The sequence below is a fragment of the Volucribacter psittacicida genome (assembly GCF_004339025.1).
Taxonomy (GTDB): Bacteria; Pseudomonadota; Gammaproteobacteria; order Enterobacterales; family Pasteurellaceae; genus Volucribacter; species Volucribacter psittacicida.
Genome location: NZ_SMFT01000008.1, coordinates 1 through 26,938 on the forward strand (window position 1 = coordinate 1; position 26,938 = coordinate 26,938).

The 26,938-nt window shown below is 41.4% G+C and carries 24 protein-coding genes, 2 tRNA genes, 2 rRNA genes and 3 pseudogenes; 18 read left to right on the forward strand and 13 right to left on the reverse strand.

Annotated features, from left to right (window positions below):
- From rrf (EV694_RS10485) to EV694_RS10500, 4 genes are all read left to right on the forward strand, one after another.
- Window positions 1-90: ribosomal RNA gene (gene rrf / locus EV694_RS10485) — 5S ribosomal RNA — on the forward strand; the annotation flags it as partial.
- A 48-nt stretch (window positions 91-138) separates the two neighbouring features.
- Window positions 139-254: ribosomal RNA gene (gene rrf / locus EV694_RS10490) — 5S ribosomal RNA — on the forward strand.
- Between the two features lie 12 nt (window positions 255-266).
- Window positions 267-343: transfer RNA gene (locus EV694_RS10495), tRNA-Asp, on the forward strand.
- Between the two features lie 8 nt (window positions 344-351).
- Window positions 352-427: transfer RNA gene (locus EV694_RS10500), tRNA-Trp, on the forward strand.
- A gap of 383 nt (window positions 428-810) precedes the next feature.
- On the opposite strand, the gene rpsT is transcribed toward EV694_RS10500, so the two are convergent.
- Window positions 811-1,074, reverse strand: coding sequence for a 30S ribosomal protein S20 (gene rpsT / locus EV694_RS10505; RefSeq protein ID WP_017805402.1), 264 nt, complete (start codon window positions 1,072-1,074; stop codon window positions 811-813).
- A 266-nt stretch (window positions 1,075-1,340) separates the two neighbouring features.
- On the opposite strand from rpsT, the gene murJ reads away from it, so the two are divergent.
- The 5 genes from murJ to ispH all read left to right on the forward strand — a co-directional run bounded on the left by murJ (window position 1,341) and on the right by ispH (window position 8,305).
- Window positions 1,341-2,912: a murein biosynthesis integral membrane protein MurJ gene (gene murJ / locus EV694_RS10510; RefSeq protein WP_132692286.1), complete on the forward strand. Its 1,572-nt coding sequence runs from the start codon at window positions 1,341-1,343 to the stop codon at window positions 2,910-2,912.
- 50 nt (window positions 2,913-2,962) lie between these two features.
- Complete coding sequence (ribF, locus tag EV694_RS10515; RefSeq protein ID WP_132692288.1) at window positions 2,963-3,904, forward strand: bifunctional riboflavin kinase/FAD synthetase; 942 nt, start codon at window positions 2,963-2,965, stop codon at window positions 3,902-3,904.
- A gap of 53 nt (window positions 3,905-3,957) precedes the next feature.
- Entirely contained in the window at window positions 3,958-6,771 is a 2,814-nt protein-coding gene (ileS, locus tag EV694_RS10520) for an isoleucine--tRNA ligase (protein ID WP_132692290.1), read from the forward strand.
- 92 nt (window positions 6,772-6,863) lie between these two features.
- On the forward strand, window positions 6,864-7,364 hold the full coding sequence (gene lspA, locus EV694_RS10525) for a signal peptidase II (protein ID WP_132692292.1): 501 nt from the start codon (window positions 6,864-6,866) through the stop codon (window positions 7,362-7,364).
- The gene (gene ispH, locus EV694_RS10530; protein WP_132692294.1) at window positions 7,361-8,305 is read left to right on the forward strand and encodes a 4-hydroxy-3-methylbut-2-enyl diphosphate reductase; all 945 of its coding nucleotides are present in this window, start codon (window positions 7,361-7,363) and stop codon (window positions 8,303-8,305) included. Before lspA ends, ispH begins: the two co-directional genes overlap by 4 nt.
- Here ispH and EV694_RS11065 read toward each other — a convergent pair.
- Entirely contained in the window at window positions 8,302-8,436 is a 135-nt protein-coding gene (locus tag EV694_RS11065; RefSeq protein ID WP_279386856.1) for a hypothetical protein, read from the reverse strand. The two genes, ispH and EV694_RS11065, sit on opposite strands and share 4 nt — an antisense overlap.
- Window positions 8,437-8,518: 82 nt before the next feature.
- Here EV694_RS11065 and EV694_RS10535 point away from each other — a divergent pair, with 82 nt between their 5' ends.
- Window positions 8,519-8,836 carry a ComEA family DNA-binding protein gene (locus EV694_RS10535; RefSeq protein WP_132692296.1) on the forward strand — a complete coding sequence of 106 codons (318 nt, stop codon included), beginning with the start codon at window positions 8,519-8,521 and terminating at the stop codon, window positions 8,834-8,836.
- A gap of 51 nt (window positions 8,837-8,887) precedes the next feature.
- Here the strand turns inward: EV694_RS10535 and EV694_RS10540 are convergent, their stop codons facing one another.
- From EV694_RS10540 to EV694_RS10550, 3 genes are all read right to left on the reverse strand, one after another.
- Window positions 8,888-9,829 carry an alpha/beta hydrolase gene (locus EV694_RS10540; RefSeq protein ID WP_132692298.1) on the reverse strand — a complete coding sequence of 314 codons (942 nt, stop codon included), beginning with the start codon at window positions 9,827-9,829 and terminating at the stop codon, window positions 8,888-8,890.
- 79 nt (window positions 9,830-9,908) lie between these two features.
- Complete coding sequence (locus tag EV694_RS10545; protein ID WP_132692300.1) at window positions 9,909-10,217, reverse strand: ArsR/SmtB family transcription factor; 309 nt, start codon at window positions 10,215-10,217, stop codon at window positions 9,909-9,911.
- A gap of 97 nt (window positions 10,218-10,314) precedes the next feature.
- Window positions 10,315-11,199 (reverse strand): LysR family transcriptional regulator, encoded by an 885-nt coding sequence (locus tag EV694_RS10550; protein WP_132692302.1) that lies wholly within the window; start codon window positions 11,197-11,199, stop codon window positions 10,315-10,317.
- 114 nt (window positions 11,200-11,313) lie between these two features.
- Between EV694_RS10550 and EV694_RS10555 the strand changes: the two are divergent.
- Together EV694_RS10555 and EV694_RS10560 are read left to right on the forward strand one after the other, a co-directional pair.
- A pseudogene (locus tag EV694_RS10555) lies at window positions 11,314-11,534 on the forward strand (alpha/beta hydrolase); the annotation flags it as partial.
- 105 nt (window positions 11,535-11,639) lie between these two features.
- Window positions 11,640-12,503: pseudogene (locus EV694_RS10560) on the forward strand (alpha/beta hydrolase); the annotation flags it as partial.
- Window positions 12,504-12,588: 85 nt separating this feature from the next.
- On the opposite strand, the gene EV694_RS10565 reads toward EV694_RS10560, so the two are convergent.
- Window positions 12,589-13,236: an NAD(P)-dependent oxidoreductase gene (locus EV694_RS10565; protein WP_132692306.1), complete on the reverse strand. Its 648-nt coding sequence runs from the start codon at window positions 13,234-13,236 to the stop codon at window positions 12,589-12,591.
- A 141-nt stretch (window positions 13,237-13,377) separates the two neighbouring features.
- Between EV694_RS10565 and EV694_RS10570 the strand changes: the two genes are divergently transcribed.
- Window positions 13,378-13,965: a Crp/Fnr family transcriptional regulator gene (locus tag EV694_RS10570; RefSeq protein WP_132692308.1), complete on the forward strand. Its 588-nt coding sequence runs from the start codon at window positions 13,378-13,380 to the stop codon at window positions 13,963-13,965.
- An 84-nt stretch (window positions 13,966-14,049) separates the two neighbouring features.
- Here EV694_RS10570 and EV694_RS10575 read toward each other — a convergent pair whose 3' ends face one another.
- Window positions 14,050-14,676 carry an isochorismatase family protein gene (locus EV694_RS10575; RefSeq protein ID WP_132692310.1) on the reverse strand — a complete coding sequence of 209 codons (627 nt, stop codon included), beginning with the start codon at window positions 14,674-14,676 and terminating at the stop codon, window positions 14,050-14,052.
- A gap of 158 nt (window positions 14,677-14,834) precedes the next feature.
- Here EV694_RS10575 and EV694_RS10580 point away from each other — a divergent pair, with 158 nt between their 5' ends.
- Window positions 14,835-15,737 carry a LysR family transcriptional regulator gene (locus tag EV694_RS10580; protein WP_165865521.1) on the forward strand — a complete coding sequence of 301 codons (903 nt, stop codon included), beginning with the start codon at window positions 14,835-14,837 and terminating at the stop codon, window positions 15,735-15,737.
- A gap of 86 nt (window positions 15,738-15,823) precedes the next feature.
- On the opposite strand, the gene EV694_RS10585 is transcribed toward EV694_RS10580, so the two are convergent.
- Complete coding sequence (locus EV694_RS10585; RefSeq protein ID WP_132692314.1) at window positions 15,824-16,465, reverse strand: substrate-binding domain-containing protein; 642 nt, start codon at window positions 16,463-16,465, stop codon at window positions 15,824-15,826.
- Complete coding sequence (locus EV694_RS10590; protein WP_132692316.1) at window positions 16,452-16,757, reverse strand: LysR family transcriptional regulator; 306 nt, start codon at window positions 16,755-16,757, stop codon at window positions 16,452-16,454. Before EV694_RS10590 ends, EV694_RS10585 begins: the two co-directional genes overlap by 14 nt.
- Window positions 16,758-16,860: 103 nt before the next feature.
- On the opposite strand from EV694_RS10590, the gene EV694_RS10595 reads away from it, so the two are divergent.
- The 4 genes from EV694_RS10595 (at window position 16,861) to EV694_RS10610 (ending at window position 19,756) form a co-directional block, all read left to right on the forward strand.
- The gene (locus EV694_RS10595) at window positions 16,861-17,415 is read left to right on the forward strand and encodes an NAD(P)H-dependent oxidoreductase (RefSeq protein ID WP_132692318.1); all 555 of its coding nucleotides are present in this window, start codon (window positions 16,861-16,863) and stop codon (window positions 17,413-17,415) included.
- A gap of 72 nt (window positions 17,416-17,487) precedes the next feature.
- Complete coding sequence (locus EV694_RS10600; RefSeq protein WP_243646027.1) at window positions 17,488-18,171, forward strand: SDR family NAD(P)-dependent oxidoreductase; 684 nt, start codon at window positions 17,488-17,490, stop codon at window positions 18,169-18,171.
- A gap of 16 nt (window positions 18,172-18,187) precedes the next feature.
- Entirely contained in the window at window positions 18,188-18,499 is a 312-nt protein-coding gene (locus tag EV694_RS10605; protein ID WP_132692320.1) for a YciI family protein, read from the forward strand.
- Window positions 18,500-18,694: 195 nt separating this feature from the next.
- Complete coding sequence (locus tag EV694_RS10610) at window positions 18,695-19,756, forward strand: NAD(P)-dependent alcohol dehydrogenase (RefSeq protein WP_132692322.1); 1,062 nt, start codon at window positions 18,695-18,697, stop codon at window positions 19,754-19,756.
- Window positions 19,757-19,973: 217 nt separating this feature from the next.
- Here the strand turns inward: EV694_RS10610 and EV694_RS10615 are convergent, their stop codons facing one another.
- From EV694_RS10615 to EV694_RS10630, 4 genes and pseudogenes are all read right to left on the reverse strand, one after another.
- Window positions 19,974-23,147 (reverse strand): type I restriction endonuclease subunit R, encoded by a 3,174-nt coding sequence (locus EV694_RS10615; RefSeq protein WP_132692324.1) that lies wholly within the window; start codon window positions 23,145-23,147, stop codon window positions 19,974-19,976.
- 7 nt (window positions 23,148-23,154) lie between these two features.
- A complete protein-coding gene (locus tag EV694_RS10620) occupies window positions 23,155-23,985 on the reverse strand; it encodes a hypothetical protein (protein WP_207859835.1) in 831 nt (276 codons plus the stop codon).
- Window positions 23,982-25,319, reverse strand: a complete 1,338-nt coding sequence (locus EV694_RS10625; RefSeq protein WP_132692326.1) for a restriction endonuclease subunit S — start codon at window positions 25,317-25,319, stop codon at window positions 23,982-23,984. The genes EV694_RS10620 and EV694_RS10625 overlap by 4 nt, the downstream gene beginning before the upstream one ends.
- Window positions 25,319-26,938: pseudogene (locus tag EV694_RS10630) on the reverse strand (class I SAM-dependent DNA methyltransferase); the annotation flags it as partial. The gene EV694_RS10625 and the pseudogene EV694_RS10630, both read right to left, overlap by 1 nt.

Genomic DNA, 26,938 nt, shown 5'->3' on the forward strand with positions numbered 1-26,938 from the left:
ACCTGACCCCATGCCGAACTCAGAAGTGAAACGCCGTAACGCCGATGGTAGTGTGGGGTCTCCCCATGTGAGAGTAGGTCACCGCCAGGTTATTATATTGTAAAAGCATTTTTTCAAGTGTTTTTACAATATAAAATTTTTGGCAGCAACAGTGCAGTGGAACCACCTGATTCCATGCCGAACTCAGAAGTGAAACGCTGTAACGCCGATGGTAGTGTGGGGTCTCCCCATGTGAGAGTAGGTCACTGCCAATTACCATATTTAGCGGAGTGGTAGTTCAGCTGGTTAGAATACCTGCCTGTCACGCAGGGGGTCGCGGGTTCGAGTCCCGTCCATTCCGCCAATTCTTTTAGGGGCGTAGTTCAATTGGTAGAGCACCGGTCTCCAAAACCGGGTGTTGGGAGTTCGAGCCTCTCCGCCCCTGCCATATATTTCCTATTTTTAATGGATTATATTTCACTTTGGGTTATTAATATCCTTTTATTCTCTTTTTTATATTATTTCGTAATAATATTTTGTCTGTATACTTGAAATAAGACAAGATGATCTAACACTATTATTTGAATGAGAGTACTTATAGAATAAAGCTATACAGATTTTTAGAGTAAAGTGCGGTCAGTTTTAGAATAATTTTATGGTGAGCCATTTGAAAATAATATAGATTGCTGACTTTGCCGTATTCTTTGTACTGTATTCGGTGTATCACTTTGCCTTATTCAAAACCTTATTCAAAATAAGAAATGTGATTAGCATAATCTAATAGCAAATAAAAAAACCGCACTAAGCGGTTTTTGTGATTACTGGACTAAATTATGCTAATTTTTTAATTTGAGCAGATAATTTAGATTTATGATTTGCAGCTTTATTTTTGTGGATTAAGCCTTTAGATGCCATACGATCCACAACTTTTTGCATTTCAACGAAAGCAGCTTCTGCAACAGCTTTTTCACCAGCGGCAACAGCGGCGTAAACTTTTTTAATGTAAGTACGCATCATAGAGCGTTGGCTTGCGTTGTGTTGGCGGCGTTTTTCTGATTGTACCGCACGTTTTTTTGCTGACTTGATATTAGCCAAGGTCAAACTCCTAAGAATTTATCTAGTTTAAATAATGAAAAATAAAGGCGTAAAATATGCCTGTTTTTTATTCTTCTGTCAATCAAAAATTAAGTTTATCATTATTCGGTGAGACACAACCGATTAAGCATCGTCTAATTCCCTAATGATAAAATAAATTAGGGGGTTGTGGACAACGATGTAGGCAAGATTTTAACAGTTTTTTTGCGTAGAATACAGGCTTTATATACAATAAGCACAAATTTTTCTAATTAAGAGTGATTATTTTGAGTAAAGGTCTTTTAAAATCAGGCATTATTGTAAGCAGTATGACCTTATTATCGCGGATATTAGGTTTAGTGCGTGATGTTGTTATTGCCAATATTATTGGTGCAAGTGCGGCGGCGGATGTTTTTTTATTTGCTAATCGTATTCCAAATTTTCTGCGCCGTTTATTTGCGGAAGGGGCATTTTCACAAGCCTTTGTACCTGTGCTAGCTGAGTATCGCAAGCAGGGCGATATGGATAAAACCCGAGAATTTATTGCTAAAATTTCGGGGACGTTAGGCGGCTTAGTGAGTATAGTTACCTTATTAGCGATGATCGGTTCGCCCATTGTTGCAGCGATTTTTGGGACAGGCTGGTTTATTGATTGGTTGAATGATGGTGTGAATGCCGATAAATTTACCCAAGCCTCATTATTGTTAAAAATCACTTTCCCTTATTTATGGTTTATTACCTTTGTCGCGTTGTCAGGAGCGATTTTAAATACCTTAGGCAAATTTGGCGTAATGTCTTTTTCGCCTGTTTTGTTGAATATCGCGATGATTACTTGTGCGATTTTTTTATCTCCGCACACATCAAGCCCTGATCTTGCTTTAGCGGTAGGGATTTTCCTTGGCGGCTTACTGCAATTTTTGTTTCAAATTCCTTTTCTTATTAAAGCTGGGGTATTGGTTAAGCCAAAGTGGGCGTGGCATGATGAAGGGGTAAAGAAAGTACGCACATTGATGATCCCCGCTTTATTTGGCGTATCGGTAAGCCAAATTAATTTATTATTAGATACCTTTATTGCTAGTTTTTTAATGACAGGTTCAATTAGCTGGCTTTATTACTCTGATCGCTTGTTGGAATTTCCCTTAGGCTTGTTCGGTATCGCCATTTCTACAGTCATTTTGCCTGCCTTAGCGGCACATCATGTTAATCGTCATGATGATAGCTCAAGTATGCAACAATTCCGCCAAACAATGGATTGGGGTGTGCGTATGATTTTATTGTTGGGTGTCCCTGCTATGATTGGCATTGCGGTATTAGCTCAACCTATGTTATTGGTGTTATTTATGCGAGGCAGTTTTACCCTTAATGATGTACAAGCGACATCCTTATCATTATGGGCGTTTAATATGGGGCTATTAAGTTTTATGTTGATTAAAATCTTTGCCAATGGTTATTATGCAAGACAAGATACCAAGACCCCAGTCAAAATTGGTATTATCGCCATGATAAGTAATATGGGATTTAACCTATTAGCCATTTGGTTTAGCTATGTTGGTTTAGCGATTGCCTCGGCGTTATCGGCGACGTTAAATGCGTATTTATTATACCGAGGTCTAGCTCGTGCAGAGATTTATCATTTTAGCCGTAAAAGTGCGGTGTTTTTTGGCAAAGTTTTTTGTGCCGCTTTGCTTATGGGCGGATTAGTGAGTTATTGCAATCCTGATTTAAATCAATGGTATGCAATGGCATTTCATCAACGATTATATTGGTTAGTAGGGTTGATTGGGTTAGCCATTTTGAGTTATTTAACCTTACTTTTATTATTCGGTGTTCGTAAACATCATTTATTGGCGAAAGGATAAAATCCACGTATAATGCCTATTTTTGATAATTTTCTAACCTTGAGTGAGTAATGCAATTTATTCGTGGCATACATAATTTACCAGCACAATTTCGTGGTTGTGCCTTAACCATAGGTAATTTTGATGGTGTTCATCTTGGTCATCAAGCTATTCTAAGGCATTTGCGTGATAAAGCGAGCCAGCTTGGTTTGCCTATGGTGGTTATGTTATTTGAACCACAGCCTCGTGAGTATTTTATGGGCGATCAGGCACCAGCCAGATTAATGCGGTTGCGTGATAAATTGGATTATTTAGCCCAAGCGGGCGTTGATTATGTGATTGCGGTGAAATTTGACCAAGCTTTTGCAAAGCAAACCGCAGAGGAATTTATTCAAAATGTGTTAGTGAATACATTAAAAATCAAATTTCTCAGCGTTGGCGATGATTTTCGTTTTGGTGCTAAGCGAGAGGGCGATTTTACTAAATTGCAACAAGCGGGCGAAAAATGGGGTTTTACGGTGGAAGATAATAAAAGTTATTGTCTATCCCAATTACGCGTGAGCAGTACCGCCATTCGCCAAGCTTTAGCACAAGATGATCTCACTCAAGCGGCATTATTATTAGGCAGACCTTATTGCATACGAGGACGCGTTGTTCATGGCAATAAACTGGGTAGAACCATTGGTTTTCCTACGGCTAATATTATGTTGCATCGCCAAGTGAACCCTGTGCAGGGCGTTTATGCGGTAAAAGTGCGGTTAAAATCAGAAAAGTTTTTTTACGGCGTGGCAAATATTGGTAAACGTCCTACATTAAACGGCGTAAAACAATTATTAGAAGTCCATATTTTTGATTTTACAGGCAATTTATATGGTCAATGCTTACAAGTGGAACTATGCCATAAAATTCGCAATGAAATGAAGTTTCCTTCGTTTGAACAACTGACAGCGCAGATTCGCCAAGATGTTGAAACGGCAAAGATTTTCTTTAAAGAAAATAAGCCAATAGATTAACCCCTAAGCGTTAAACTGGATTTACCTTAAATTAATACAAGTGGAATACAACAATGTCTGAAATTGATTACAAAAATACCCTGAATTTACCAGAAACAGGGTTTCCAATGCGGGGCGATTTAGCCAAACGTGAACCGCAAATGCTTAAAAACTGGTACGATAACAACCTTTATCAAAAAATTCGTCAAGCCACGAAAGGCAAAAAATCCTTTATTTTGCATGATGGCCCGCCTTATGCCAATGGAGCAATTCATATTGGACACGCAGTCAATAAAATATTAAAAGACATTATTGTAAAAGCAAAAACCGCCTCAGGGTATGATTCGCCTTATATCCCTGGCTGGGATTGTCATGGTTTACCTATTGAGTTAAAAGTGGAAAGTTTGGTTGGTAAGCCTAATCAAAAAGTGAGTGCGGCGGAGTTTCGCACCGCTTGTCGCCATTATGCTACAGAGCAAGTAGAGGGGCAGAAAAAAGATTTTATTCGTTTAGGGGTATTAGGGGATTGGGATAATCCTTACCTTACTATGAATTTTGACACCGAAGCCAATATTATCCGTACCTTTGCCAAAGCGGTGGCAAATGGGCATTTGTATAAAGGGGCAAAACCTGTTCATTGGTGTTTAGATTGCGGTTCGTCCTTATCGGAAGCGGAAGTGGAATATGAAGATAAAACCTCGCCATCCATTTATGTACGCTTTACGGCGAGTGATGAATCTGGAGTAGAAGAGAAATTCCATTTACTGGAAAAAGGGCAAGGCAAAATTTCTGCCTTAATTTGGACAACCACCCCTTGGACATTGCCCTCTAATAAAGCCATTGCTATTCACCCTGATTTTGAATATCAATTAGTGCAGTTTGGCGATGAACGAGTGATTTTAGTGAAAGAGCTGGTTGAAACTGTGGCTAAAACGCTAGGCGTGGAAGAGTTTAAAATTCTAGGTATTGCCTATGGTTCAGAACTTGAGTTTTTACGTTTTCAACACCCATTCTATGCCTATGATGTGCCATTAATTTTAGGGGAACACGTTACCACAGACGGCGGAACAGGTTTGGTACATACTGCCCCAGATCATGGTCAAGAGGACTATGTGGTGGCACAAAAATACCATATTAGTATGGCAGGTTTAGTGGGCAATGATGGCAAGTTTATTCCGTCCACCGAATTTTTTGCAGGCTTAGGGGTTTTTGAAGCCAATGGTGCGGTACTGAAAAAACTGGAAGAAACGGGTAGCTTAGTGAAATTAGAAAAAATTCGCCATAGTTATCCTCATTGCTGGCGGCATAAAACCCCGATTATTTTCCGTGCGACACCACAATGGTTTATTGGTATGGAAAGCAAAGGGTTACGTCAGCAAGCCTTGAACGAAATTAAACAAGTACGTTGGATCCCAGATTGGGGACAAGCACGCATTGAGAAAATGGTAGAAAATCGCCCAGATTGGTGTATTTCTCGTCAGCGTACTTGGGGGGTACCTGTGCCTTTATTTATTCATAAACAAACGGAACAACTTCATCCTCGTACCGTTGAATTAATGGAAGAAGTGGCTAAACGGGTTGAGCAACAAGGTATTCAGGCATGGTGGGATCTTGAGCCTGCGGAATTATTAGGCGAGGAGGCCCAAGATTATTGCAAAGTGTTAGATACCCTTGATGTATGGTTTGATTCAGGCTCAACGTATTGGTCAGTGGTAAAAAATCGCCCAGAATTCCAAGGACGTGATATTGATATGTATTTAGAAGGCTCAGATCAACATCGTGGTTGGTTTATGTCTTCACTGATGTTATCCACTGCAACGGAAGGAAAAGCCCCTTATAAACAAGTATTGACCCATGGTTTTACGGTGGACGGTCAAGGACGTAAAATGTCTAAATCCATTGGTAATATTGTTACTCCACAAGAAGTTATGGATAAATTTGGTGGCGATATTTTACGTTTATGGGTAGCCTCTACTGACTATACGGGCGAAATGACCGTATCCGATGAAATTCTTAAACGTGCGGCAGACAGCTACCGCCGTATTCGTAATACTGCCCGTTTCTTATTGGCAAATTTAAACGGCTTTGATCCAAAACGTGATCTTGTTGCCCCTCAGGATATGGTGGTATTAGATCGCTGGGCGGTGGATTGTGCCTTACGCACTCAGCAAGAAATCCAAAAAGCCTATGATAATTACCAATTCCATAGCGTAGTACAGCGTTTAATGAAATTCTGCTCCATTGAAATGGGATCTTTCTATTTAGATATTATCAAGGATCGCCAATATACCACCAAAGCGGATAGCTTAGCACGTCGTAGCTGTCAAACTGCCTTATGGCATATTGCGGAAGCCTTAGTACGTTGGATTGCCCCAATTTTATCTTTCACAGCTGATGAAATTTGGCAATATATCCCAGGCGAACGGGCAGAATTTGTTTTTACTGAGGAGTTCTATACAGGCTTATTTGCCTTAGATAGTCAAGAAAGTATGGACGATCAGTATTGGCAGAAGGTCTTAGAAGTGCGGTCAGAAATCAACCGAGTTTTAGAGCAAGCTCGTAATGAGAAAATTATTGGTTCCTCTTTAGAAGCAGAATTAACCCTATATGCGAATGATGAATTGGCTGATTTATTACAGAAATTAGCAGATGAATTACGCTTTGTGTTGATTACCTCTAAAGCAGAAGTGAAACCATTAGCACAGGCTGATGTCGCCGAGGGAGAAATTCAAGGTCTTGCGGTGAAAGTCGTTCGTTCTCAAGCAGAAAAATGCCCTCGTTGTTGGCATTATTCCGACACCATTGGCACTAATCCTCAGCATCCAACACTTTGTGCCCGTTGTGTGGAAAATGTGGACGGCAAAGGCGAAGTACGTCATTTTGCTTAATGCTTAACAAAAGCCAGTTAATCGCTTGTTTTTGCAAGCTGTTAATTGGCTTAAATCTATTCACGATATAGTATTATTAAAGGCAATCAACAATGGAAAAACACAAATCAGGATTGGCATTTCTATGGCTGAGTCTATTGGCAGTGGTGATTGATTTAGCCAGTAAATATGCGGTGGTAACCCGCTTCCAATTATTTGAAAGTGTCAATATCTTGCCCATTTTCAATCTCACTTATGTGCGGAATTATGGGGCAGCGTTTAGCTTTTTAGCCAATCATAGTGGTTGGCAAAAATTCTTTTTTATTGGCATTGCATTGGTGATTTCTTTGTTATTGATTTATTGGTTAGCCAAAAATTCACGCCAACAGTATTTACAAAATACCGCCTATGCTTTAGTGATTGGGGGCGCATTGGGCAATATGTTTGATCGGCTTTATCATGGTTTCGTGGTAGATTTCTTAGATTTTTATTGGGATATTTATCATTATCCTGTGTTTAATTTTGCCGATGTGTTTATTTGTGTTGGCGCAGGTTTATTGATTTTAGATCAAATAAAATCAACCAAACAAAATCATAATCTGGAAAAAAAATGAAAATTATTTTAGCAAACCCTCGTGGTTTTTGTGCTGGGGTTGATCGTGCAATTAGTATTGTAGAGCTTGCCTTAGAAATTCATGGGGCGCCCATTTACGTTCGCCACGAAGTGGTGCATAACCGTTTTGTAGTCAATGGCTTGCGTGAACGAGGTGCCATTTTTGTGGAAGAGCTTGATGAAGTGCCTGATGATGCCATTGTCATTTTTTCTGCTCATGGTGTTTCCCAAGCGGTTCGGCAAGAAGCCAAAAGACGTAATCTCAAGGTATTTGATGCCACTTGTCCATTGGTAACCAAAGTGCATATGCAAGTGGCGCGAGCCAGTAAACGAGGTACCAAAGCCATATTAATTGGGCATGAAGGACACCCCGAAGTAGAAGGCACTATGGGGCAATATGACAATAGCGAGGGCGGTATCTTTTTGGTAGAAAATGTGGAAGATATTGCCAAATTAGGCTTGCAAAGCGATGATAATCTTACCTTTATGACCCAAACCACTTTGTCTATTGATGATACGGTGGATATTATTGAGGCATTAAAGCAAAAATATCCCGCCATTCAAGGCCCACGCAAAAATGATATTTGTTACGCCACCACCAATCGCCAGCAAGCGGTACGAGAGCTAGCCAAACAAGCGGATTTAGTATTAGTGGTCGGCTCAAAAAATTCTTCTAATTCCAATCGCTTAGCAGAATTAGCCTCGCGTATGGGGGTAAATGCAAAATTGATTGATGGGGCAGAAGATATTGATCCTGCTTGGTTACAACAGGTCAACACTATCGGCATTACCGCAGGGGCTTCTGCACCAGAAGTGTTAGTGCAATCTGTGGTGGCACATTTGCAACAATTAGGGGTAACCGAAGTGGAAGAATTGCAAGGTTGCGAAGAAAATACCGTCTTTGAAGTGCCGAGAGAATTACGCATTAATGAAGTCAATTAATCATACTTTAAATTGAAACAACGATATTGCTCATTAGGATAAAAAGTGCGGTTTTTTCTACCGCATTTTTTTATTTTGCGAGCTTGATCGAGAAAAGACAAGGCATATTCAGATTTTATTTGTGAACGCATTTCCTTTGCTTGCAAAATAGTTTTGCTTTTCAAAATTAAAAGCAACTTAATACTTATGCTTACAACAAGAAAAGGAAAACCTATGAAAAAATTTAATCTATTAATTGCCACCCTATTGTTCTCTTCTTTATGCTTTAGCCCAATGGGGATCGCCAATCCGTCCACCACAACAACGCCAGCACAGGCTTCATCGCTTCAGCTCAATCAGGTCAATATTAATACCGCAACAGCAGAACAATTACAAAAAACCTTGATTGGCATTGGCAGTAAAAAAGCCGAAGCGATTGTGCAATATCGAGAAAAATTTGGTGCATTTACTGCCCCAGAGCAATTATTAGAAGTATCAGGTTTCGGCAAAGTCACCTTAGAAAAGAACAGGGAACGGATTGTGTTGGAGTAAAAGGGCGGTCTGTTTTACAAAAATTTCAGGCAGCGAGGCTGCCTGAAAACACTAACCAAGTTGCTGTTGAATAAATTGATGAATGGCATTATTCAACGTTTGTAAAGCCGTAGCCTCAATAGGGTAATGCCCACCATCAGGTAACAGCACCGTTTTAACAGGCACTTGCGTGATTTTCCCTAAGGTAAGCTCACTTAATGCCAAAGGTGTCCAATGGTCTTGTGTCGGTTGGGTTAATAGAATTGGACATTGCTTAAACTGCTCAGGCTCAATGGCAGGGCAATAATTCATATAACTTTGCAAAAACCTCATAGACACCCCATTCCCAGCAGAAGTCGGATCCTTAAGCATGGTGCGTAAAACTTGCGGATCATTGACCAACGCCGACATTTTAGAGACCCATTTCATCGGAACACGCCATTTTGCCAACCCTATTTGGCAAGCAAGCCCCATAGCAGGCACGCCCATTTTTCCCATCAAGGGCGAAATCGCCGTTGCTTGGCGTACTTGAGGCAAACGTTGATCTAAAAATGTCATACCAATAATGCCTTTCACCTTAGGCTGTTGGCAAGCCACATGGTAAGTCTGCATTCCCCCCGCACTCAATCCATAAAGAAAAATAGGACGAGAATCGCGACGCGCTTCTTCATCAATATAATCACAAACCAATTGCACCCAATCATCATAACGCACCGCACCACGCTCGGCGGTTTCCGTTAGCCCATAGGTAGGCATATCCAGCATAATGGTTTCATAGCCATAACTCGCCTGTTTTGCGCCCACAATCAAACTGATTTGCCGCCCATTCGTGCCAACGCCATGTAAACAAATCAATTTGGCGGCGGCTTGTGGATTGCGAAAACAATCAAGATGAACACGATGTTTTCCCCACTGCCACCATTGTTCCTGCGGCAGCTGCTCTGAGGACAAATGATAACCACTTGGCAAGGCTTGCATTACGGCGCGCCAGTTAGGTTGTTGCTGATAAAACATAAATTTTTCTCCTGTTACATAATAAGTTTAAACATTTAAACCTATTGGATTAAAAATAGCCCCTAAAACTTAGGGGGGATTAGCGATTGTGCTGATCTTGTTCAATGGACTGCACTAAGGCTTTTAAACGCGCTAATGCCAGCTCAATATGTAAAGCATAATAGCGTTCTTTTTGCACCTTTTTTACCGTAACCAATTGTTCTGTCAATAATAATTTTAAATGATGCGATACCGCAGGACGCGATAAGGGCAAATATTCGGTTATTTGATTGACCGTCATTTCACCATAATCAAATAATAACATTAAAATTTTTTGCCGATTTTCATCTTGCAACAAGCTAAACAAGGGTATGCAATCTTGTAGCAAAGACATGGTACGTTGGCTCATATTATCTTCCTTTAAGTCAGGTTTATAAGTTTAAGAGTTTAAACCTGTAAATTATTTAAGTCAAGAGAAAAGGTCGGTCTCTTTTTAAGAAATTTCCTCACTCCCTCAAACAATCCACCACCAAACGCAAGGCGGGGCTGATGTTTCGGTTGGGGTAGTACAGATAGAAGCTGTCTAGCCCAATGCAATAGGGGGTTAATACCGAGATAAGGCAGCCGTTCGCCAGTTCGTTTTGCACCAAATCTGCTGGCTCGTATGCCAAGCCGATGCTGTGTTTTGCCGCTTGCATAATGGATTGCGAATCGTTGAACACCCAGCTTTGGCTCGGTTTATGGCGGAGGATGTCGCCGTTGTCGTTAAATTCCCAATCGTAAATCCGCCCTGTTTGCAGCCGATACGCCAAACAAGGAAAACGCACCAAATCCGCAGGGTGTTTGGGAATACCGTATTGCTCAAACAACGCAGGCGTGCCGACCACCACGCAAGGCAATTTGGGGCTGATTTTCACCGCCACCATACCTTCCGCCACATCGCCGCCGAGCCTCACGCCAGCGTCGTAGCGTTCGGCGATAATGTCCACAAAACCGTTATTTTCAATCAATTCCAGTTCAATATCGGGATACGCTTTGGCAAGGTGCGCCAATTTGGGGATAAGAATATGGTCAATGGCGTGGCGTGAGGCGTTAATCCGCACCTTGCCACTGGGCACATCACGCAAATAATCCAAACGGTTTAGCCCCTTTTCCAATAGCCCAAAACTTTGCTTGGCACTGTGAAAAATTTGCTCGCCCGCTTGAGTCAGGGATAAACGGCGTGTAGTGCGATTGAGTAGTCTTACGCCCAAATGCTGCTCAAGCCCTTTGATACTGCGGCTTACGCCCGCTTGTGCCATATTGAGTTTATCCGCCGCTTGGCTAAAACTGCCCAGCTCCGCCACCCACATAAATTGATACAAGGCACTTAAATAGTCTTTTTCCAGCATTTTTTATCCCCTTATTAATAACAAAACCGCATAAATATTATAACAATTAGGCGATTTATCCAAGCCTTTTTATTCGGCATAATACGCTCAACAAATTCACAAGAGGGCATTGAAATGAAACTAAAAACATTAACTTCCGCTTTGTTATTATCTACCACTTTATTAGGAGCAAACGCTATGGCAATTAGCCCACAAAATCAAACCGCAATAGAAATCCCAGCCCAATCTATTCAATTAACGCAACAATGGGACAAAATTTTTCCAAAAAGCGACAAGGTTGAGCATTACAAAGTTACCTTTAACATAGCTACGGCATCACCCTCGCCGCCGATTTATAGCCGTTCCACTTTGAAATAATACGGCGTTGCCACGCCTTGCCGTACTTCTTGTACTGTCTGTGGCGTGTCGCCTTGTCTTATTTCAAATTGAAACGGCTATACTATGTACCCAAAGATGCAATAGGCAAACTGCCAGCCATTGCGGTAAGCGGTCCATTTGGTGCCGTCAAAGAACAATCCTCAGGCTTATACGCCCAAACTTTAGCGGAGCGAGGCTTTGTAACCCTTGCCTTTGACCCCTCATTCACAGGCGAAAGCAGCGGCTTACCACGCAACCAAGCCTCGCCTGAAATCAACACCGAAGACTTTAGCGCAGCAGTGGACTATTTAGCCCAATTAGACAACGTCAATCCTGACGCCATCGGCATTCTCGGCGTATGCGGCTGGGGCGGTATGGCATTAAACGCCGCCGCCATTGACACCAGAATCAAAGCGGTGGCAACCAGCGTGATGTACGATATGAGCCGAGTGATGGCAAAAGGCTATCACGACAGCACCACCCCAGCACAACGCTTGGCAATCAAACAAAACATCAATCAAGGACGCGTTTCCGCCAGCGAACAAGGCTATGCTACCTTAGGCGATAACGGCTTAATTAAATATGAAAACGTTACCGCCGACACACCACAATTTGTGCGTGAATATTCACAATTTTACACCACCGAACGTGGCTTCCACCCACGCTCCGTCAATTCCAACAGCACATGGACAACGGTAACCCCATTGGCGTTTATGAATATGCCACTGCTTAGCTACGCTGATGAAATCACCGCCCCAACCCTTATCGTAGCAGGCGAAAACGCCCACTCACGCTACTTCTCGGAAGATGCGTTTAAGGCGGTAGGAGCTGAAAATAAAGAACTGGTCATCGTACCCAACGCCGTACATACGGACTTATACGACAACAGCACAGGCAAAATCCCCTTTGACAAATTTGAACAGTTTTTTAAAACGAATTTGAAATAAGGGCGGTGGGTTTTTGAAAAATTTCAGGCAGCGAGGCTGCCTGAAAATCATAGGCTGCCCCCTTACAAGCATAAAACCTTACCCCCTAACGCACCGCCCCCACAGGCGCCACCACCAACTGCTGTCCAATGCTTTGCTTATCGGTAACGCAATCCAGCATCGCCTTTGCCACATTCGCCCGCCCCACCTTTGCCAAACCATTGACCGCAGCCACCTGCGTTAAAGGCGTAACCACCACCTGATCCGACAAAGGCGCAAGATTTAATACCGTAGGCAAAACCACAGTGGTCGCCAAATCCGTGTTGGCTAACGCCTGTTCCGACAACGCTTTATCCTGATAAACAGATTTCACCAAAGTACGATACGCCAACTTCGCCAAACCATTGGCTTTAGCATAAGACTGCCCTACACCAAAAGCCGATAACAAAATCAACCGCTGAACCGCCGCCAACGCCATCGCCTGCACCAACAACGGCAAATGCACCTGCATAAACCGCACCTTGCGTAACCGATGCGTCCCCAAACAACATAACACCGCCGAACACCCCTGCAACGCCTTAGCCAAATGCGAGGTTTGTTGCAACGTCCCCTCAAACACCGTTAAATTCGCCTGTTGCAACGGCAAACGCGATCGCTCACGCACAAAAGCCACCACCTCAAACCCTCGCGCTAACGCCTGTTCCACCACCAAACGCCCTGTTTGCCCAGACGCACCAATCACCGCAATTTTCATATTCACTCCTTAAAAATAACCAAAAAAGTGCCATTATTGTACGCCCCCACCCAACAAACGCCCTGACACATTTGTGCCATTTTTCTTTTTTGACGAATGATTTATACTAATCCCACCCCAAATATTCACTGAAAAAGCAAAATGTTAGCCCAACTCACCCCCTTATTAAAGCAAATACAACAACACTGTCCACAAATCCGCCCAGACGAACTGCAACAATTTGCCAACGGCTTAACCCTATTTCAACTCCCTCACAAAAGCCACTTACTGCAAGCAGGCGAAACCCCAACCCAAATGGTCTACCTTTGCCACGGACTGATCAAAGCCTACTACAGCGACGAACAAGGCGAACTCACCAACATCAACTTTTGCCAAGAAGGACAATTCGCAGGCGACTACCTCGCCTATATGCAACAACGCCCCAGCAAATACAGCTTTCAATGCCTAGAACACTGCACCCTCATCGGCTTACCTTACGCCCACATACAACACAGCTTACAACAAAGCCCACAACTGGAACGCTTCTTCCGCCTACAACTTGAACAAGCCTTTGCCAGCTACCTACAACGCACCGAAAGTTTTCTCATCAGCCAATCGGAAAAACGCTACCGCCAATTTATGCAACAACACCCCGAACTCAGCAAACGCCTCTCCCTCACCGATCTTGCCTCCTATCTAGGCATCAAACGCCAACACCTCACCCGCATTCGGCAAAAAATGCGAGGGTAAAGGGCGGTGGGTTTTGGGAGAGTTTTCAGGCAGCGTGAATAGAGAGAATAAAGAGAAAAACGCCTTTTTCAAGGCGTTTTATTATTATTTTTGTTGATGAACAAAACTTGTGATGACATTACCATAGAAAGAATGTTGAGCCATGATTTCGGCGAAACCTTCTCCTGTTGTTTGTCGCCAATCTTGTTGTAATTCAGCGCCTGCGGCAATCCAAGTAATGGGTTTTGCCCCTGCTTGTACCATACGCTGTACCGCAATATCTCTTACCAACGTATTCCATGTTCCTGAGGCATCAATAACAGGGTAAACATCATAACCTGCTTGTAGGGCAGAGAGTACGGCAAATGCCACACAAACTTCTGTAGAAACCCCCGCAATCAATAATTTCTTACGTTCTGTTTTTGCAACAGCTTGAGCAAATTCAGCATGGTCAAAAGCGTTGATTTCACCAGGGCGGTGAATAATCGGCGCTTGAGGCAAGATAGCGGATAATCCTTCTAATAATGGACCATTAGGACCATCGGCTTGACTGGTGGTAAAAATCGTGGGTAATTGATAAAGTTTGGCAATTTTCGCTAAAGCAAAAACATTATGACGAAATTCTATTTGGCTTAAATCCGTTACACCATTACTAATACCTGTTTGATGATCCACCATTAACAATGCGGTATTAGCAGGGGTTAAACGCCCATATTCATATTGATTGTGCATAAAATATCCTTAATAGAAATAAAAAATAAAGGTTCATCATTGCCTTGAACCAAGCGTATGAAAAAACGTTTGTCTTTTCATTTGGCTTAATTATAATGTTGCAAGTTTTTTTGAATAGAGACAAAAAAAGAACCATAGGTTCTAAAAATGGAACGATAATGATTCATCATCAGCAGATTGATTTAAATGATATGCGCCTTTTTGTCGCCGTAGTACGCGCAGGGAGTTTAAGCAAAGCCAGTGAATGGTTACATATTCCTAAATCTCGCTTAAGTCGGCGTTTAACGGAATTAGAACAACAATTAGGAACAACCTTAATTGATCGTAGTCGTAAAGGGGTACGTTTAAATGAAGTCGGCGAAAAATTTTTTGAACAAGCACAAGAAATGCTAGCCTATGCTGAACAAGCCATTAATGCCGTACAAAACAGTTTAGAAACGCCTAATGGTCGCTTAAAAATCACCATTTCAACAGAAATTTTGCGTAACATACTTGCACCTTATCTGGCAGAATTTTTAGCCCTTTATCCGCAAATTAGCCTTGATATTCAAACCCAAAATCAAAACATTAATATGCTACAACAAGGCATAGATATTGCCTTTAGAATAGGCGATCCTATTCATCATGATATTGTTGCTCGTCAGCTGAAAACCTTTCAATTAGGTTTATACGCCACTCGTCATTACCTTGAACGATATGGCATACCGCATCAACCCGAAGCCCTAAATCATCATCAATTACTGCAAAAAGATGATGGTCCTGCTTGGATATTGCATAAACAACAACAAACTTTTCATGTCCATAGCCCCAAACGGGTTATCAGTAATGACTTTAATTTATTAGAACGTTTAGTCAATGATCATGCGGGCATTGCGCTATTACCTGAATACTACGCTCACCATTCAAATTGGCAGCAACTTTTGACGGATTGGCAAATTGAACCTGTGCCTTTGCATTTACTGTATTACAAAAATCGAGGGAGTGTTCCTGTTATACGCGCCTTTGTACAATTTATTATTGATAAATTGCAAGATGAAACGGGAAATGAAAAAGGGCGGTAAGTTTTGGTGAAATTTTTTCAGGCAGCAAGGCTGCCTGAAAGGTTTGTGTACGCCTAAAAGGGCGGTCTATTTTGCAAAATTCCCCCCTATCCCCCAAACACAGTTTTAAGCCCTTCTGCCAAAAATGCGGTAGCAGGGGTGGGGCGGTGTTGGTGGGAGAAAAGCAGGGTAATGGGGTATTGTGGGGTGCTTAAGTCAAAGGCGAGGTCTAAGAGGACAAGGTCGTCTAACCATTCGTCGTTTAGCAACTGGGCGGGCAGCAGGCACCAGCCGATGCCTTGTTGGGCGAGAAAGCAGAGGCTGTAGTAGCTGTTGCATTGCCATTGGCGTGGCGATAGGCGGTAATCTTGTTGATCGTCGTGCCATAATTGGCAATATTGCCCTAAGGTTTGGGCAGAAATATGGTGTTGGGTTGCCAATGGGTGATATTTGGCAACGACAGCGATAAGGCGTTCATTGCCCAATACTTGGCTGGGTAAGTGTGGGTGGAGCTGTTGTTGATAGCAAATGCCCATGTCCGCTTGTCCTTGCGTTATCCGTTCGGCAATTTGCCTGTTGTCTTCGCTGGCAATTTGCACGTTGATAAGGGGAAAACGCTGGGCAAATTGGGCAAGGAGCGTCATTAGGTTGTCGGTCATCAAGGTTTCTTCTACTAAAATCCGCAGTTGGCTTGGCTCGCCGCTGCTTAAGGCGTTGGCTTTTTGTTGTAAAAAATCAGCTTGTTGCAATAGGTCTTTGGCAAGGGGCGATATTGGCTTGGCGTAGGTTTTCGCTGGCTTGCGTTAATAATTCCACCGCGATTTTGGCTTGCTCGGCAAATTGCTTGCCCTCGTTGGTCAGGCTTAGGCTGCGCGTGGTGCGGTTAAACAGGCGCACGCCTAAGGATTTTTCTAGGGTAGAAACGTTTTTGCTCACCGCCGCTGGGGTTAAGCCCAACACTTCCGCCGCTTGGGTAAAACTGCCCGCTTGACTGGCTTGAATAAAGGAAACGATGGTGCGAAGTTCGTCGGTTTTTTGCATATTTTAAACCTTTGGTTGAAACAGTTTGTCTCATTATGGGATTTATTGCCGCTAATGGCAAGGGTAAAATGCCTTTCATCGTCAACAACAAAAGGAAAAAACAATGAAAAACATTTTAATTATTTCAGGACACCCAGATTTAGCACAGTCGGTTGCCAATCGCACCATTTTGGCAGAAGTGGCGCAGGCGTTACCGCAAGCGGAAATTCGTTATTTGGATCGTTTGTATCCTGATTATCAAATTGATGTGGCGCAGGAGCAGCAAGCCTTATTAAACGCCGATATGATAGTGTGGCAATTTCCTTTTTCTTGGTATTCCCTGCCAGGGTTAATGAAATTATGGCTCGATCAGGTGTTTTTGCATGGCTTTGCCCATGGTTCACAAGGCAAATTAGCGGGCAAAAAACTGATTTTATCCTTTACCACAGGCGCGCCAGCGGAAGTTTATCAGAGTAATGGCTTTTTTAAACATACTGTTGAGGATTATTTAACCCAGTTTGAAACCACCGCGTTATTGTGCGGTTTGGATTTGCAAGAGCCAATTTATACCACAGGCGTAAGTTATATTGGGCGTGAGGATCAGGCTGGCTTGGCTTATCAACAGCAACAGGCAAAACAGCACGCCGAGCGTTTATTGGCATTATTAACTCAATCATAAGAAAGGAAAAAATATGAATTTTGAACATAAAGTCGCACTTGTTACAGGGGGGCAACAGGGATTGGACAAGGCATAGCGGTCAAATTAGCGCATTTAGGCGCAAAGGTTTTTGTTAGGGGGAGAAATGCAACGACCTTAACAGATTGTGCGACATTGCATCAAAATATTATCCCCATTGAAACAGATATTGGTGATCCAAATCAGGTTCAAGCGTTAATTGCGCAGGTCAATAGGGCGTTTCAACGCTTAGATTTATTGGTACATAATGCAGGTATGGCACCCGTTACTCCATTAACTGAGCAATCATTAGATGAATTTGATCAAGTATTTAATATCAATGTGCGCGCAGTGGTGTACCTTACTCAACAAGCATTACCCTTATTAAGGGCTTGTCAAGGGAATATTATTAATATTGGTTCAGCTGTGGCAAATCAACCTTTGGCAAATATGTCCGTGTATTCAGCCAGTAAATCTGCATTAAAAACACTCACTTTGGCGTGGGCAAAAGAGTTTGCCAAGGAGGGGATCAGAGTTAATAACATTGCTGTTGGACCGATTGATACGCCTATTTATGACAAAACGCAGTTATCCGATGAACAAGCTCAAGCCCACAAAGAACGTGTTACTCAGCTTATTCCTTTAGGGCATTTTGGACAATCGGAAGATATTGCCAATATGGTGGCATTTCTTGGATCGCCATTAGCGAAGTTTATTACAGGCGCGGATATTGCGGTAGATGGCGGATTTAGTATTTAATCAAAAGGAGTAAACCATGTTTTTAATCAACGTTACGGTAAAAGCCCATGTGAGCGAACAGCAACAACAAGCCTTATTGCCTTCCCATGTGGCATGGATACAAAAATACATTGAACAAGGGGTATTGGTATTAGCAGGACCTTATACCGACACGCCTCAACCCTCAGGTTTGCTGATTGCCAATGTGGAGAGCCGCGCGGAATTGGAAAAGGTTTTGGCGGAGGATTGTTTTTATCCTGAGCTTGCCGATTACCAAGTGCGTGAATTTGAAATGAAATTTGTTACGCCGATTTCCTCGTGGAAAACTTTATCGCAGAATGATGATTGAGTAAAAGGGCGGTGGGTTTTGAAAAAGTTTTCAGGCAGCGAGGCTGCCTGAATGTTTGAAAGTGAAGTGGCAGACCAATCGACATTTATACCAAATTTTGATAACTGTTATCACATTTTTGGGCTTATTCTTCGCTCTCTCTAGGGATAAAATATGCCTTACCAAATTAATCTTTGATTTTATAGGAGAGAAAAAATGAGTATTCAAGTCAAAGGCTATGCGGCGCAAAGCGCCACAACCCCTTTAGCCCCTTTTGCGTTTGAACGCCGTGATTTACGCGCGGACGATGTGGAAATTACGGTGGAATATTGCGGCGTTTGCCACAGCGATTTGCACCAAGCACGCAACGATTGGGGCTTTAGCCATTATCCCTTAGTGCCGGGACATGAAGTGGTGGGGCGAGTGAGCCGTGTGGGCGAAAAAGTCAGCAAATTCAAGGTGGGCGATTTGGTGGGCGTGGGCTGTATGGTGGATTCTTGCCAGCATTGCCATTCTTGCGAACAAGGCTTGGAGCAATATTGTGAAAACGGTTTTACTGATACCTACAACGCCATTGATCGCCACGATCATCGCCCTACTTACGGCGGTTACAGCGATAAAATCGTGGTAACGGAAAACTTTGTGTTAAGGGTGCCTGAAAATTTGGACACGTCGGCGGTTGCGCCCATTTTATGCGCAGGCATTACCACTTGGTCGCCGCTTCGTCATTGGAATATTGGCAAAGGCTCAAAAGTGGCGGTTGTCGGACTGGGCGGCTTAGGGCATATGGCAATCAAATTGGCGGACGCACTGGGTGCGGAAGTTTCGCTGTTTACTCGCTCCCTAGACAAAGCGGAAGATGCTTACCGCTTAGGAGCAACGGAGGTGATTTTATCCACCGACAGCGAACAAATGAAAGCGGCGGCGAACCAGTTTGATTTGATTATTGATACGGTGCCTTATCGCCACGATTTAAACCCTTATCTACCAACCCTTGCCATTAACGGCACGCTGGTGCTGGTGGGCTTAGTGGGCAATATTGAAGATACCATTAACTCCGTGCCGATGATTATGGGCAGACGCGCGGTAGCAGGCTCCTTGATCGGCGGTATTCGTGAAACCCAAGAATTATTGGATTTTTGCGGCAAGCACAATATTGTTTCCGATGTGGAAGAGATTGAAATGCAAAACATTAACCAAGCCTTTGAACGTATGCTAAAAAGCGAGGTGAAATACCGCTTTGTGATTGATGTGAAGCGTTGGGCGGAGCAAGCGTAACAAAGCGAGTTTGCTCTTTGTTGATGTTTCACTTTTTCCGTTAGGGTTATCCAAAAAAACGGACAGGTAAGTTTGACTTACTGTCCGTTGTATATGCTGGCAACAAAGTATAGTCGTTATACTTTAAAATCATACTGTGTTGACGCGCTTCGCCGTACTATCTGTACTGTCTTCAGCGCGTCGCCTTGTCTGATTTCAAATTATAACGACTATAAGATTAATCCTCTTTGCTCAAGTTATCTGCGACCACTTCTGCTTGTTCTAAGACAAATTCAATGGCTTCAATTTGGAGATCAGGCGGATATTTATATTTCAATAAAATTCGACGGATTAATACACGCATTTTGGCGCGCACTGACTCTTTGTGTTGCCAGTCGATAGTCATTGATTTACGCAATGTATTGGTTACTTCTCGAGCTAATTGTACCAACGTTTCATCGCCCATGAGTTTTGTTGCGCTGTCATTACGGGCTAATGCGTCATAAAACGCCAATTCCGCTGAATTAAGACCTAAACTTGCCCCTTTCGTGAGTTCATTTTGCAAGGCTTTTGCCATCTCCACTAATTCTCGGATAATTTCCATTACCGTTAAATTGTGATTATGGTATTGGTTCATTGCTTGTTTTAATTTTTCTTCAAATCGTTTTTGTGTGGCAAGATTGTTGGCAGCTTTAGTGCGGATTTCACTTTTCAAGTAGCGTTCCACGCTGCTAAGCCATAAATCAGGCGTATCACTTTTCTCTACAACGCCTAAAAATTCCTCTGATAATAAACTGATATTAGGCTGTTCTTGTTGCAATAAATCAAAGAGATCAATCACTTCATCGGAAGCAACCGCTTGATTAACTAAACGTAATATTTTTAATCGCCGTTCTTTTGGGCTGTGATGACTGTGATTTTCTGATTTGATAATGGTTGCCCGCACGGCATCATAAAAAGCGATTTCCTGTTGGTACGGTTGGGTTTCAGGCAATGCACCACATAATGAAAAGCCTTTTTTTACCAATCGGATAGCTTGTAAAAAGCGATTTTTGCGAGGTGTTTTTTCTGCTGTTACCGTTTGCGAATGCTGATTTGGTTTAGTCATACGATCCAAACCGAGAATATGTGAGGCAGCGCGGTGAATACTGGCTAATAATTCTTTCGCGTCGGTTAGCGTTAAAACTTGGGTAATATCAATCTTTTTACCATCAACAGGCGTGGCAAATTGTCCACGAATGATATCAATGTATTCCAACATTTTTTGGAAAACCGTTTCAATATCGGTTTTCACTTCACTTTTACCGCCAGCGTTCGTGTATTGTCTGGTTGCTGCTTTTAACTCTTCCGCCAGACCGACATAATCCACAATTAAGCCGCCATTATCACGGCTTTTATTATGGAAGACACGATTAACCCGTGCGATGGCTTGCATGAGATTATGCCCTTGCATCGGCTTATCAATATACATCGTATGACAACAAGGGGCATCAAAACCAGTAAGCCACATATCACGCACAATCACCATTTTTAGTGGATCATCGGGGTTTTTAAAACGTTTTTCTAACGTTTTCTTATCAGAACTGGAATAGACATATTTTTGCAGTTCTTCAGGATCACTGGCAGATCCTGTCATCACAATTTTAATGGCGCCTTGATGAATATCGTCGCTATGCCAAGCAGGGCGTAAGGCAATAATTTCTTCATAGAGTTTGACGCAAATACGGCGACTCATAACCACCAGCATGGCTTTGCCGTCAAACAACGTATTACGGGTTTCAAAATGATTGACGAAATCTTTGGCTAACTGTTTTAAACGGCTGTCGTTACCCATTAATTGTTCACGCAAGCGGAAGTTGTCGCTGTTTTCGTCCTCATCAATAATATTTTGCGCTTCATTCATCGATTGGATAAAGTCAGCACTTTCTCTAAGCGGAATTTGGCGCGCTTCATAAATAATCGGCACTGTTGCACCGTCCTCGACCGCATCGTGAATATCATAAATGGAGACATATTTACCAAATACTTCTTGGGTATCTTTATCTTCTAAGCTGATTGGTGTACCAGTAAAACCGATAAAAGAGGCATTGGGCAACGCATCGCGTAAATGTTTCGCATAGCCACCAACACGATATTCGCCACTTTTATGATTTAATTTAGCATCGAAACCATATTGCGAACGGTGGGCTTCATCGCTGATCACAATAATATTATGTCGATCATTTAGGGTAGGGTGGCGGTTTTCTGTATCCAATAACGCAAACTTTTGAATCGTGGTAAAAATAACGCCGCCGCTTTCCCGTTTGGCTAATTCCAAACGTAATGATTCACGTCCGTCTGCTTGAATTGGGGTACCTCTAATCAATTCTTGTCCATTGCAGAAAGTCGCATAAAGTTGACCGTCCAAATCATTGCGATCGGTAACCACCACAATCGTTGGATTTTGCAATTCAGGTTGGGTAATCAATTTTCCAGCATAAAACAGCATTGATAAGGATTTGCCTGAACCTTGTGTATGCCAGACTACGCCGATTTTTGAGCTGTGGCTTTGGTTAGCGGCAATGGTACATTCTACCGCTTCATTCACGCCATAAAATTGATGATAGGCGGCTGATTTTTTAATAACAGAATCCTGATATCTTTCAAAAGTAATAAAATAGTGGATATAATCTAGCAGGGCATCAGGCTGCATTAAACCGTTGAGTAAACCGCTTAATTCATCTTCAAAAAGAATACGTTGGCTGCGATTTTTTTCATTGACCACTTTCCAAGGGGAAAAACGTTCCCAATCGGCGGTGAGTGAGCCGATCCGAGCAAAAGTACCATCAGAGATAATTTGTAATTGGTTATAAACAAAGAGATCGCTGATATCTTGTTGATAGGTTTGTAGTTGATTAAATGCGCGCTTTAAATCGGCATTAACATCAAGCGGATTTTTAAATTCAAAAACAATAAGAGGTAAACCGTTAATAAAAGCGATTAAATCAGGAATCCGTTTGCCACGTTTACCCGCAATCTCCAACTGATTAATCACGAGTAAGTGGTTATTTGCGACAGCTTGAAAATCAATTAAACGGGCATAATCGAGTTTTTCTTCACCTTGTGGATTGATATAACGGACAGGCACGCCTTGTTTGAGGTATTGATAAAATTGTTGATTACGTTCAGCTAGCGAGAGAATATCTGCTTGAGTAACGGTTTTTAGCACTTCTTCCACAGTATCGTTAGGCAGTTGAGGATTAAGGCGTTCAATCGCTTCACGTAATAATGGTAAGAGGACGACTTCTTTAGTGCTACTGCGATAAGGGTGTTGACCGCCTTCAATAACAGTAGCGCCGTGAACATATTGCCAACCGAGTTGTTGCAAGGTTTCAATCGCTTGGTTTTCAATGGTGGATTCGTTGATATGCATATATCACCTATCTAAAACAATTCGTTAGTGATCCAAAAATTTTTTGTACTAATGTTTTATCAAGAAAATTATATATTAATAATAAGATAGACATTATGGATATGATCCAATGATTTTTTACTGCTTCAATTATTATCTTGGGATGAATATATATCCTATCTCTGATAGGTGTTTCAGTTTTTAGCGTTTTACTTCCTAATTTGTTTAATATGTTGGAAAGAATATCGACTTTTCTAAGTGTTGATTGGTGTAATTTAACAAATTCTTTTTTAACCCATGCTTCCGCTTCCTCTTTCCCATTTAAGAAATCTTTTTTAGATATACCGTTAAGTTCAATAAATGATTCCAATCGTGGATGCTTTATATATTTTTCTCCATAAATATCAATCAATAATTTTGATAAATCAACTTTCTTCTCATCTGAAATTATAAATTTAGGCTCTCCTCCTAATACTTTATACCTGTGTTCAATAGCCTGAAACCCATAATTTATATCCCTCATATTCCAATGAATCCAGACATAATCTTGTTTTTGCTTAATGAATTCAAAAAAATCACAAAGCATAATTTTTTCTAGTTCATCATAATTGTTGATTATATCTTCAAGATTAATTTTACCTATTTCAGCAGCTTTATGTATGGAGAACGATACTGTTTGTCCTGAGTCAAAATTTCTCACTGCAATACTAGTAATTCGTGGTGTCGAACCATCAGTACGATCATAAAAGCTCTCACAGGAGTAATGAATAATTAGAACTTGTTTGGAAATAGACAATAGCTCACTGAGTCTTTTGTTAGCAGCTTTTTTCCGATTGTAACGTATTAATTCATTATTCATAATTCAATCTCCCCATTTAATAATTTAGGCAATAATGTATCTCGGGTTTGGGCTAGGGTTTGATTTTGCAATGTATTATTTTTAATTTTTTCAAAAATAGATATTGTCTGGTTTGAAAATAAATTAATTATAGCTTCTGTTGGAAATATTATTTTAATATTCCTAATGGTTTTGGAATTAACGGCTGTAGCGATTGAAGATGTATTACCTAATTGTTCAAAATCAAAATTTTTTAAATAGCAATATAAGAACTCACTAGTAATATAAGATTTTCCTGTTTTAAAATGTGCAATAGCTTCATTTGTTGTGGTTTCTGTTGTGGTAATAGACGCCCTACCAATAGTTAATTTAAAGCTCAATAAAACAGTATTTTGCGGAATGCGTTTAATGTTAAATCTATCGACCGCATCTTTAGTTAGATATTCACTGCTATTGATAACAAACATTCCATTATTCCCCATATCTTTAATTGAAATCCATTGAACATCAGTATTTTTTTTAGAAAACCACTGATTTTCTTTGCGTGGGGGAGTTTTTCCTATACCAATCTCAAATAATTCACCAACAGGCTTCACCTCCCACCCTTTCGGCACCAATCCCATTTCACTTTCCACAAACTCACTTGGGAAAGCGGCGGCGGTTTGTTGCAGTTGTTGATAGGCTTGCGGATTGCTGTTGGATAATTTAATGATTTCAGCTTCCGTTTTTCCGCTAATACTTGCCATTGTTGCCAACTCTGCTTGTTCGGTAGTTTTGCCGGCTGCAAGGGCGTTTGCTTTGGCGTGTACTGGGGCAAAATCAATAAACCAATGCTTAAAAATCGCTTGAGCCATAGCTTCTAGGGTTTGGTTAGTTTGGGTGTTGAGTTCTATTTTGTCATCTATAGTCTTTAAAATATGTATTATTTTTTCTTGGACTTCTAATTTTGGGATATATATTTCATAATTTTCCATAAAACTTTTTGTAATATGTGAAAAGATAGAACCATTACCGCCAATATTTTTTAGACTATTCGATATTTGATGTAATTTATAATAAAGAAAATATTTTTTAATATAATTTTCATTACATTGGATCTTCCATATATGATAGTGATATATACTTTTCTTTCCTTTCCATATATAAGGTCCAAATGTTGCAGACCAAGCGTATATTAAATCATCATATTCAATATATTTAGTTTCTTCTAATTTCAGATCAGAATAAACAGTTGTTCCAGCATTGTTTAAATTTTGAATTCTAACAATTGGAGTTCCTTTTGTTTTAAATTCATGATTTTTATAAGCTCTTCCATTATAGAAAGTAGCTATTTCTCCGAGTTTAAATTTATCCATCACTCACCCCCAAATATCGCCAAATTCTGTTTAATCTGTTGTTCCAACGCTTGTCCTTGTGCAAATTGCTGTTGCAAAAGTGCGGTCAAATTTGCGATTTTTTCTTCAAACGGAATACCGTCGTCTTCTTGCTCCGGTGTGCCGACATAACGTCCCGGGGTAAGCACAAAATCATTTTTGGCGATTTCGTCTAGGCTGGCTGAATAGCAGAAACCTGCTTGGTCTTGATAGCCGCTGTTGTTTTGCCAAGCGTGGTAACTATCGGCAACTTTGGCAATATCGGCAGCGGTAAAATCACGCAATACCCGATTTTTCATATAACCAATTTCACTAGCATTAATAAACAACACTTTATTTTGTTGAGTTTTCGCTTTATTTAAAAACCAAATACAGGCAGGAATTTGTGTATTGGTAAAGAGCTGACCCGGTAGAGCGACCATACATTCCACTAAATCCGCTTCCACTAAACGCCGACGAATTTCACCTTCGCCATTGGTTTGGCTGCTCATTGAACCGTTTGCTAATAACAAACCCATACGACCTTTTGGTGCGAGGTGGTAAAGCATATGTTGTAACCACGCAAAGTTGGCGTTACTTTTTGGTGGTATGCCATATTGCCAGCGTGGGTCATCTACTAAACTTTCGTTCCACCATTCGTCCATATTGAACGGCGGATTTGCCATCACAAAATCCATCTTTTTATCAATATGTTGAGGATTGGTAAAACTGTCGGCATTGCTTTTACCGAAATCAAATTCGATACCACGAATCGCCATATTCATCGCTGCCAGTTTCCAGGTGGTTGGATTAAATTCCTGCCCAAAAATAGACACATCGTTGATTTTGCCTTGATGCGCTTGAATAAATCGCTCAGTTTGCACAAAGAAACCGCCTGATCCCATTGCTGGGTCAAAAATCCGCCCTTTATAGGGTTGTAGCATTTCGACAATCAACGTAACAATGGATTTTGGCGTAAAATATTGACCGCCTTTTTTCCCTTCCGCTAAGGCAAATTGCCCTAAGAAATATTCGTAAACATGCCCTAAAATATCTTTCGCAGCGAGAGAAATTGGCTTGCCGTCATAAGTCGGACGGGTGAAATTGGTATTGGAAAAGAGATTAATCAAACCGATTAACGTGGTTTCATCGACTTGATAACCAGAAATGCGTTGAATAATACCTTTCAGTTTTTCGTTTTCTCGTTCAATGGCGGTAAAGGCGTCATCAATCAGATTGGCAACGCCTTTGAACTTTGTTCCCCAAGGCAATTCCGCCCCTTTGGCTAAGGTACTGTAATTTTTGATATTGTCCCAACGGGCTTCTTGCGGTACCCAAAAGATATTTTCCGCCGTGTAATAATCTCGTGTTTCCAATTCGGCATTTAAAATCTCTTGATATTGTTGTGCATCAAAATCAGCAGGATCAAGATAAAGTTCGTGTGCGGGATTTTGCAGTTGGGCGGTCAGTTTTTCTCGGAAACTGATAAAACTGTCAGAAATATATTTGAGAAAAATAAAACCAAGAACGATATGTTTATAATTGGCGGCGTCTAATTGTTGACGGAGTTTGTTGGCAGATTCCCAAAGTTGGGCATCAAGGTTGTTTAAAAAAGCTTGACA

Bases quoted from the DNA above. Each gene is read 5' to 3' on its own strand.
- EV694_RS10580 (WP_165865521.1), top strand. From the start codon at position 14,835: ATGATTCATCATCAGCAGATTGATTTAAATGATATGCGCCTTTTTGTC.
- EV694_RS10550 (WP_132692302.1), bottom strand. From the start codon at position 11,199: ATGCTGGAAAAAGACTATTTAAGTGCCTTGTATCAATTTATGTGGGTG.
- ispH (WP_132692294.1), top strand. From the start codon at position 7,361: ATGAAAATTATTTTAGCAAACCCTCGTGGTTTTTGTGCTGGGGTTGAT.
- EV694_RS10610 (WP_132692322.1), top strand. From the start codon at position 18,695: ATGAGTATTCAAGTCAAAGGCTATGCGGCGCAAAGCGCCACAACCCCT.
- EV694_RS10570 (WP_132692308.1), top strand. From the start codon at position 13,378: ATGTTAGCCCAACTCACCCCCTTATTAAAGCAAATACAACAACACTGT.
- EV694_RS10540 (WP_132692298.1), bottom strand. From the start codon at position 9,829: ATGTTTTATCAGCAACAACCTAACTGGCGCGCCGTAATGCAAGCCTTG.
- EV694_RS10605 (WP_132692320.1), top strand. From the start codon at position 18,188: ATGTTTTTAATCAACGTTACGGTAAAAGCCCATGTGAGCGAACAGCAA.
- EV694_RS10620 (WP_207859835.1), bottom strand. From the start codon at position 23,985: ATGAATAATGAATTAATACGTTACAATCGGAAAAAAGCTGCTAACAAA.
- lspA (WP_132692292.1), top strand. From the start codon at position 6,864: ATGGAAAAACACAAATCAGGATTGGCATTTCTATGGCTGAGTCTATTG.
- EV694_RS10565 (WP_132692306.1), bottom strand. From the start codon at position 13,236: ATGAAAATTGCGGTGATTGGTGCGTCTGGGCAAACAGGGCGTTTGGTG.
- EV694_RS10590 (WP_132692316.1), bottom strand. From the start codon at position 16,757: ATGCAAAAAACCGACGAACTTCGCACCATCGTTTCCTTTATTCAAGCC.
- EV694_RS11065 (WP_279386856.1), bottom strand. From the start codon at position 8,436: ATGCGTTCACAAATAAAATCTGAATATGCCTTGTCTTTTCTCGATCAA.
- EV694_RS10535 (WP_132692296.1), top strand. From the start codon at position 8,519: ATGAAAAAATTTAATCTATTAATTGCCACCCTATTGTTCTCTTCTTTA.
- EV694_RS10545 (WP_132692300.1), bottom strand. From the start codon at position 10,217: ATGAGCCAACGTACCATGTCTTTGCTACAAGATTGCATACCCTTGTTT.
- EV694_RS10615 (WP_132692324.1), bottom strand. From the start codon at position 23,147: ATGCATATCAACGAATCCACCATTGAAAACCAAGCGATTGAAACCTTG.
- EV694_RS10595 (WP_132692318.1), top strand. From the start codon at position 16,861: ATGAAAAACATTTTAATTATTTCAGGACACCCAGATTTAGCACAGTCG.
- ileS (WP_132692290.1), top strand. From the start codon at position 3,958: ATGTCTGAAATTGATTACAAAAATACCCTGAATTTACCAGAAACAGGG.
- EV694_RS10575 (WP_132692310.1), bottom strand. From the start codon at position 14,676: ATGCACAATCAATATGAATATGGGCGTTTAACCCCTGCTAATACCGCA.
- ribF (WP_132692288.1), top strand. From the start codon at position 2,963: ATGCAATTTATTCGTGGCATACATAATTTACCAGCACAATTTCGTGGT.
- EV694_RS10625 (WP_132692326.1), bottom strand. From the start codon at position 25,319: ATGGATAAATTTAAACTCGGAGAAATAGCTACTTTCTATAATGGAAGA.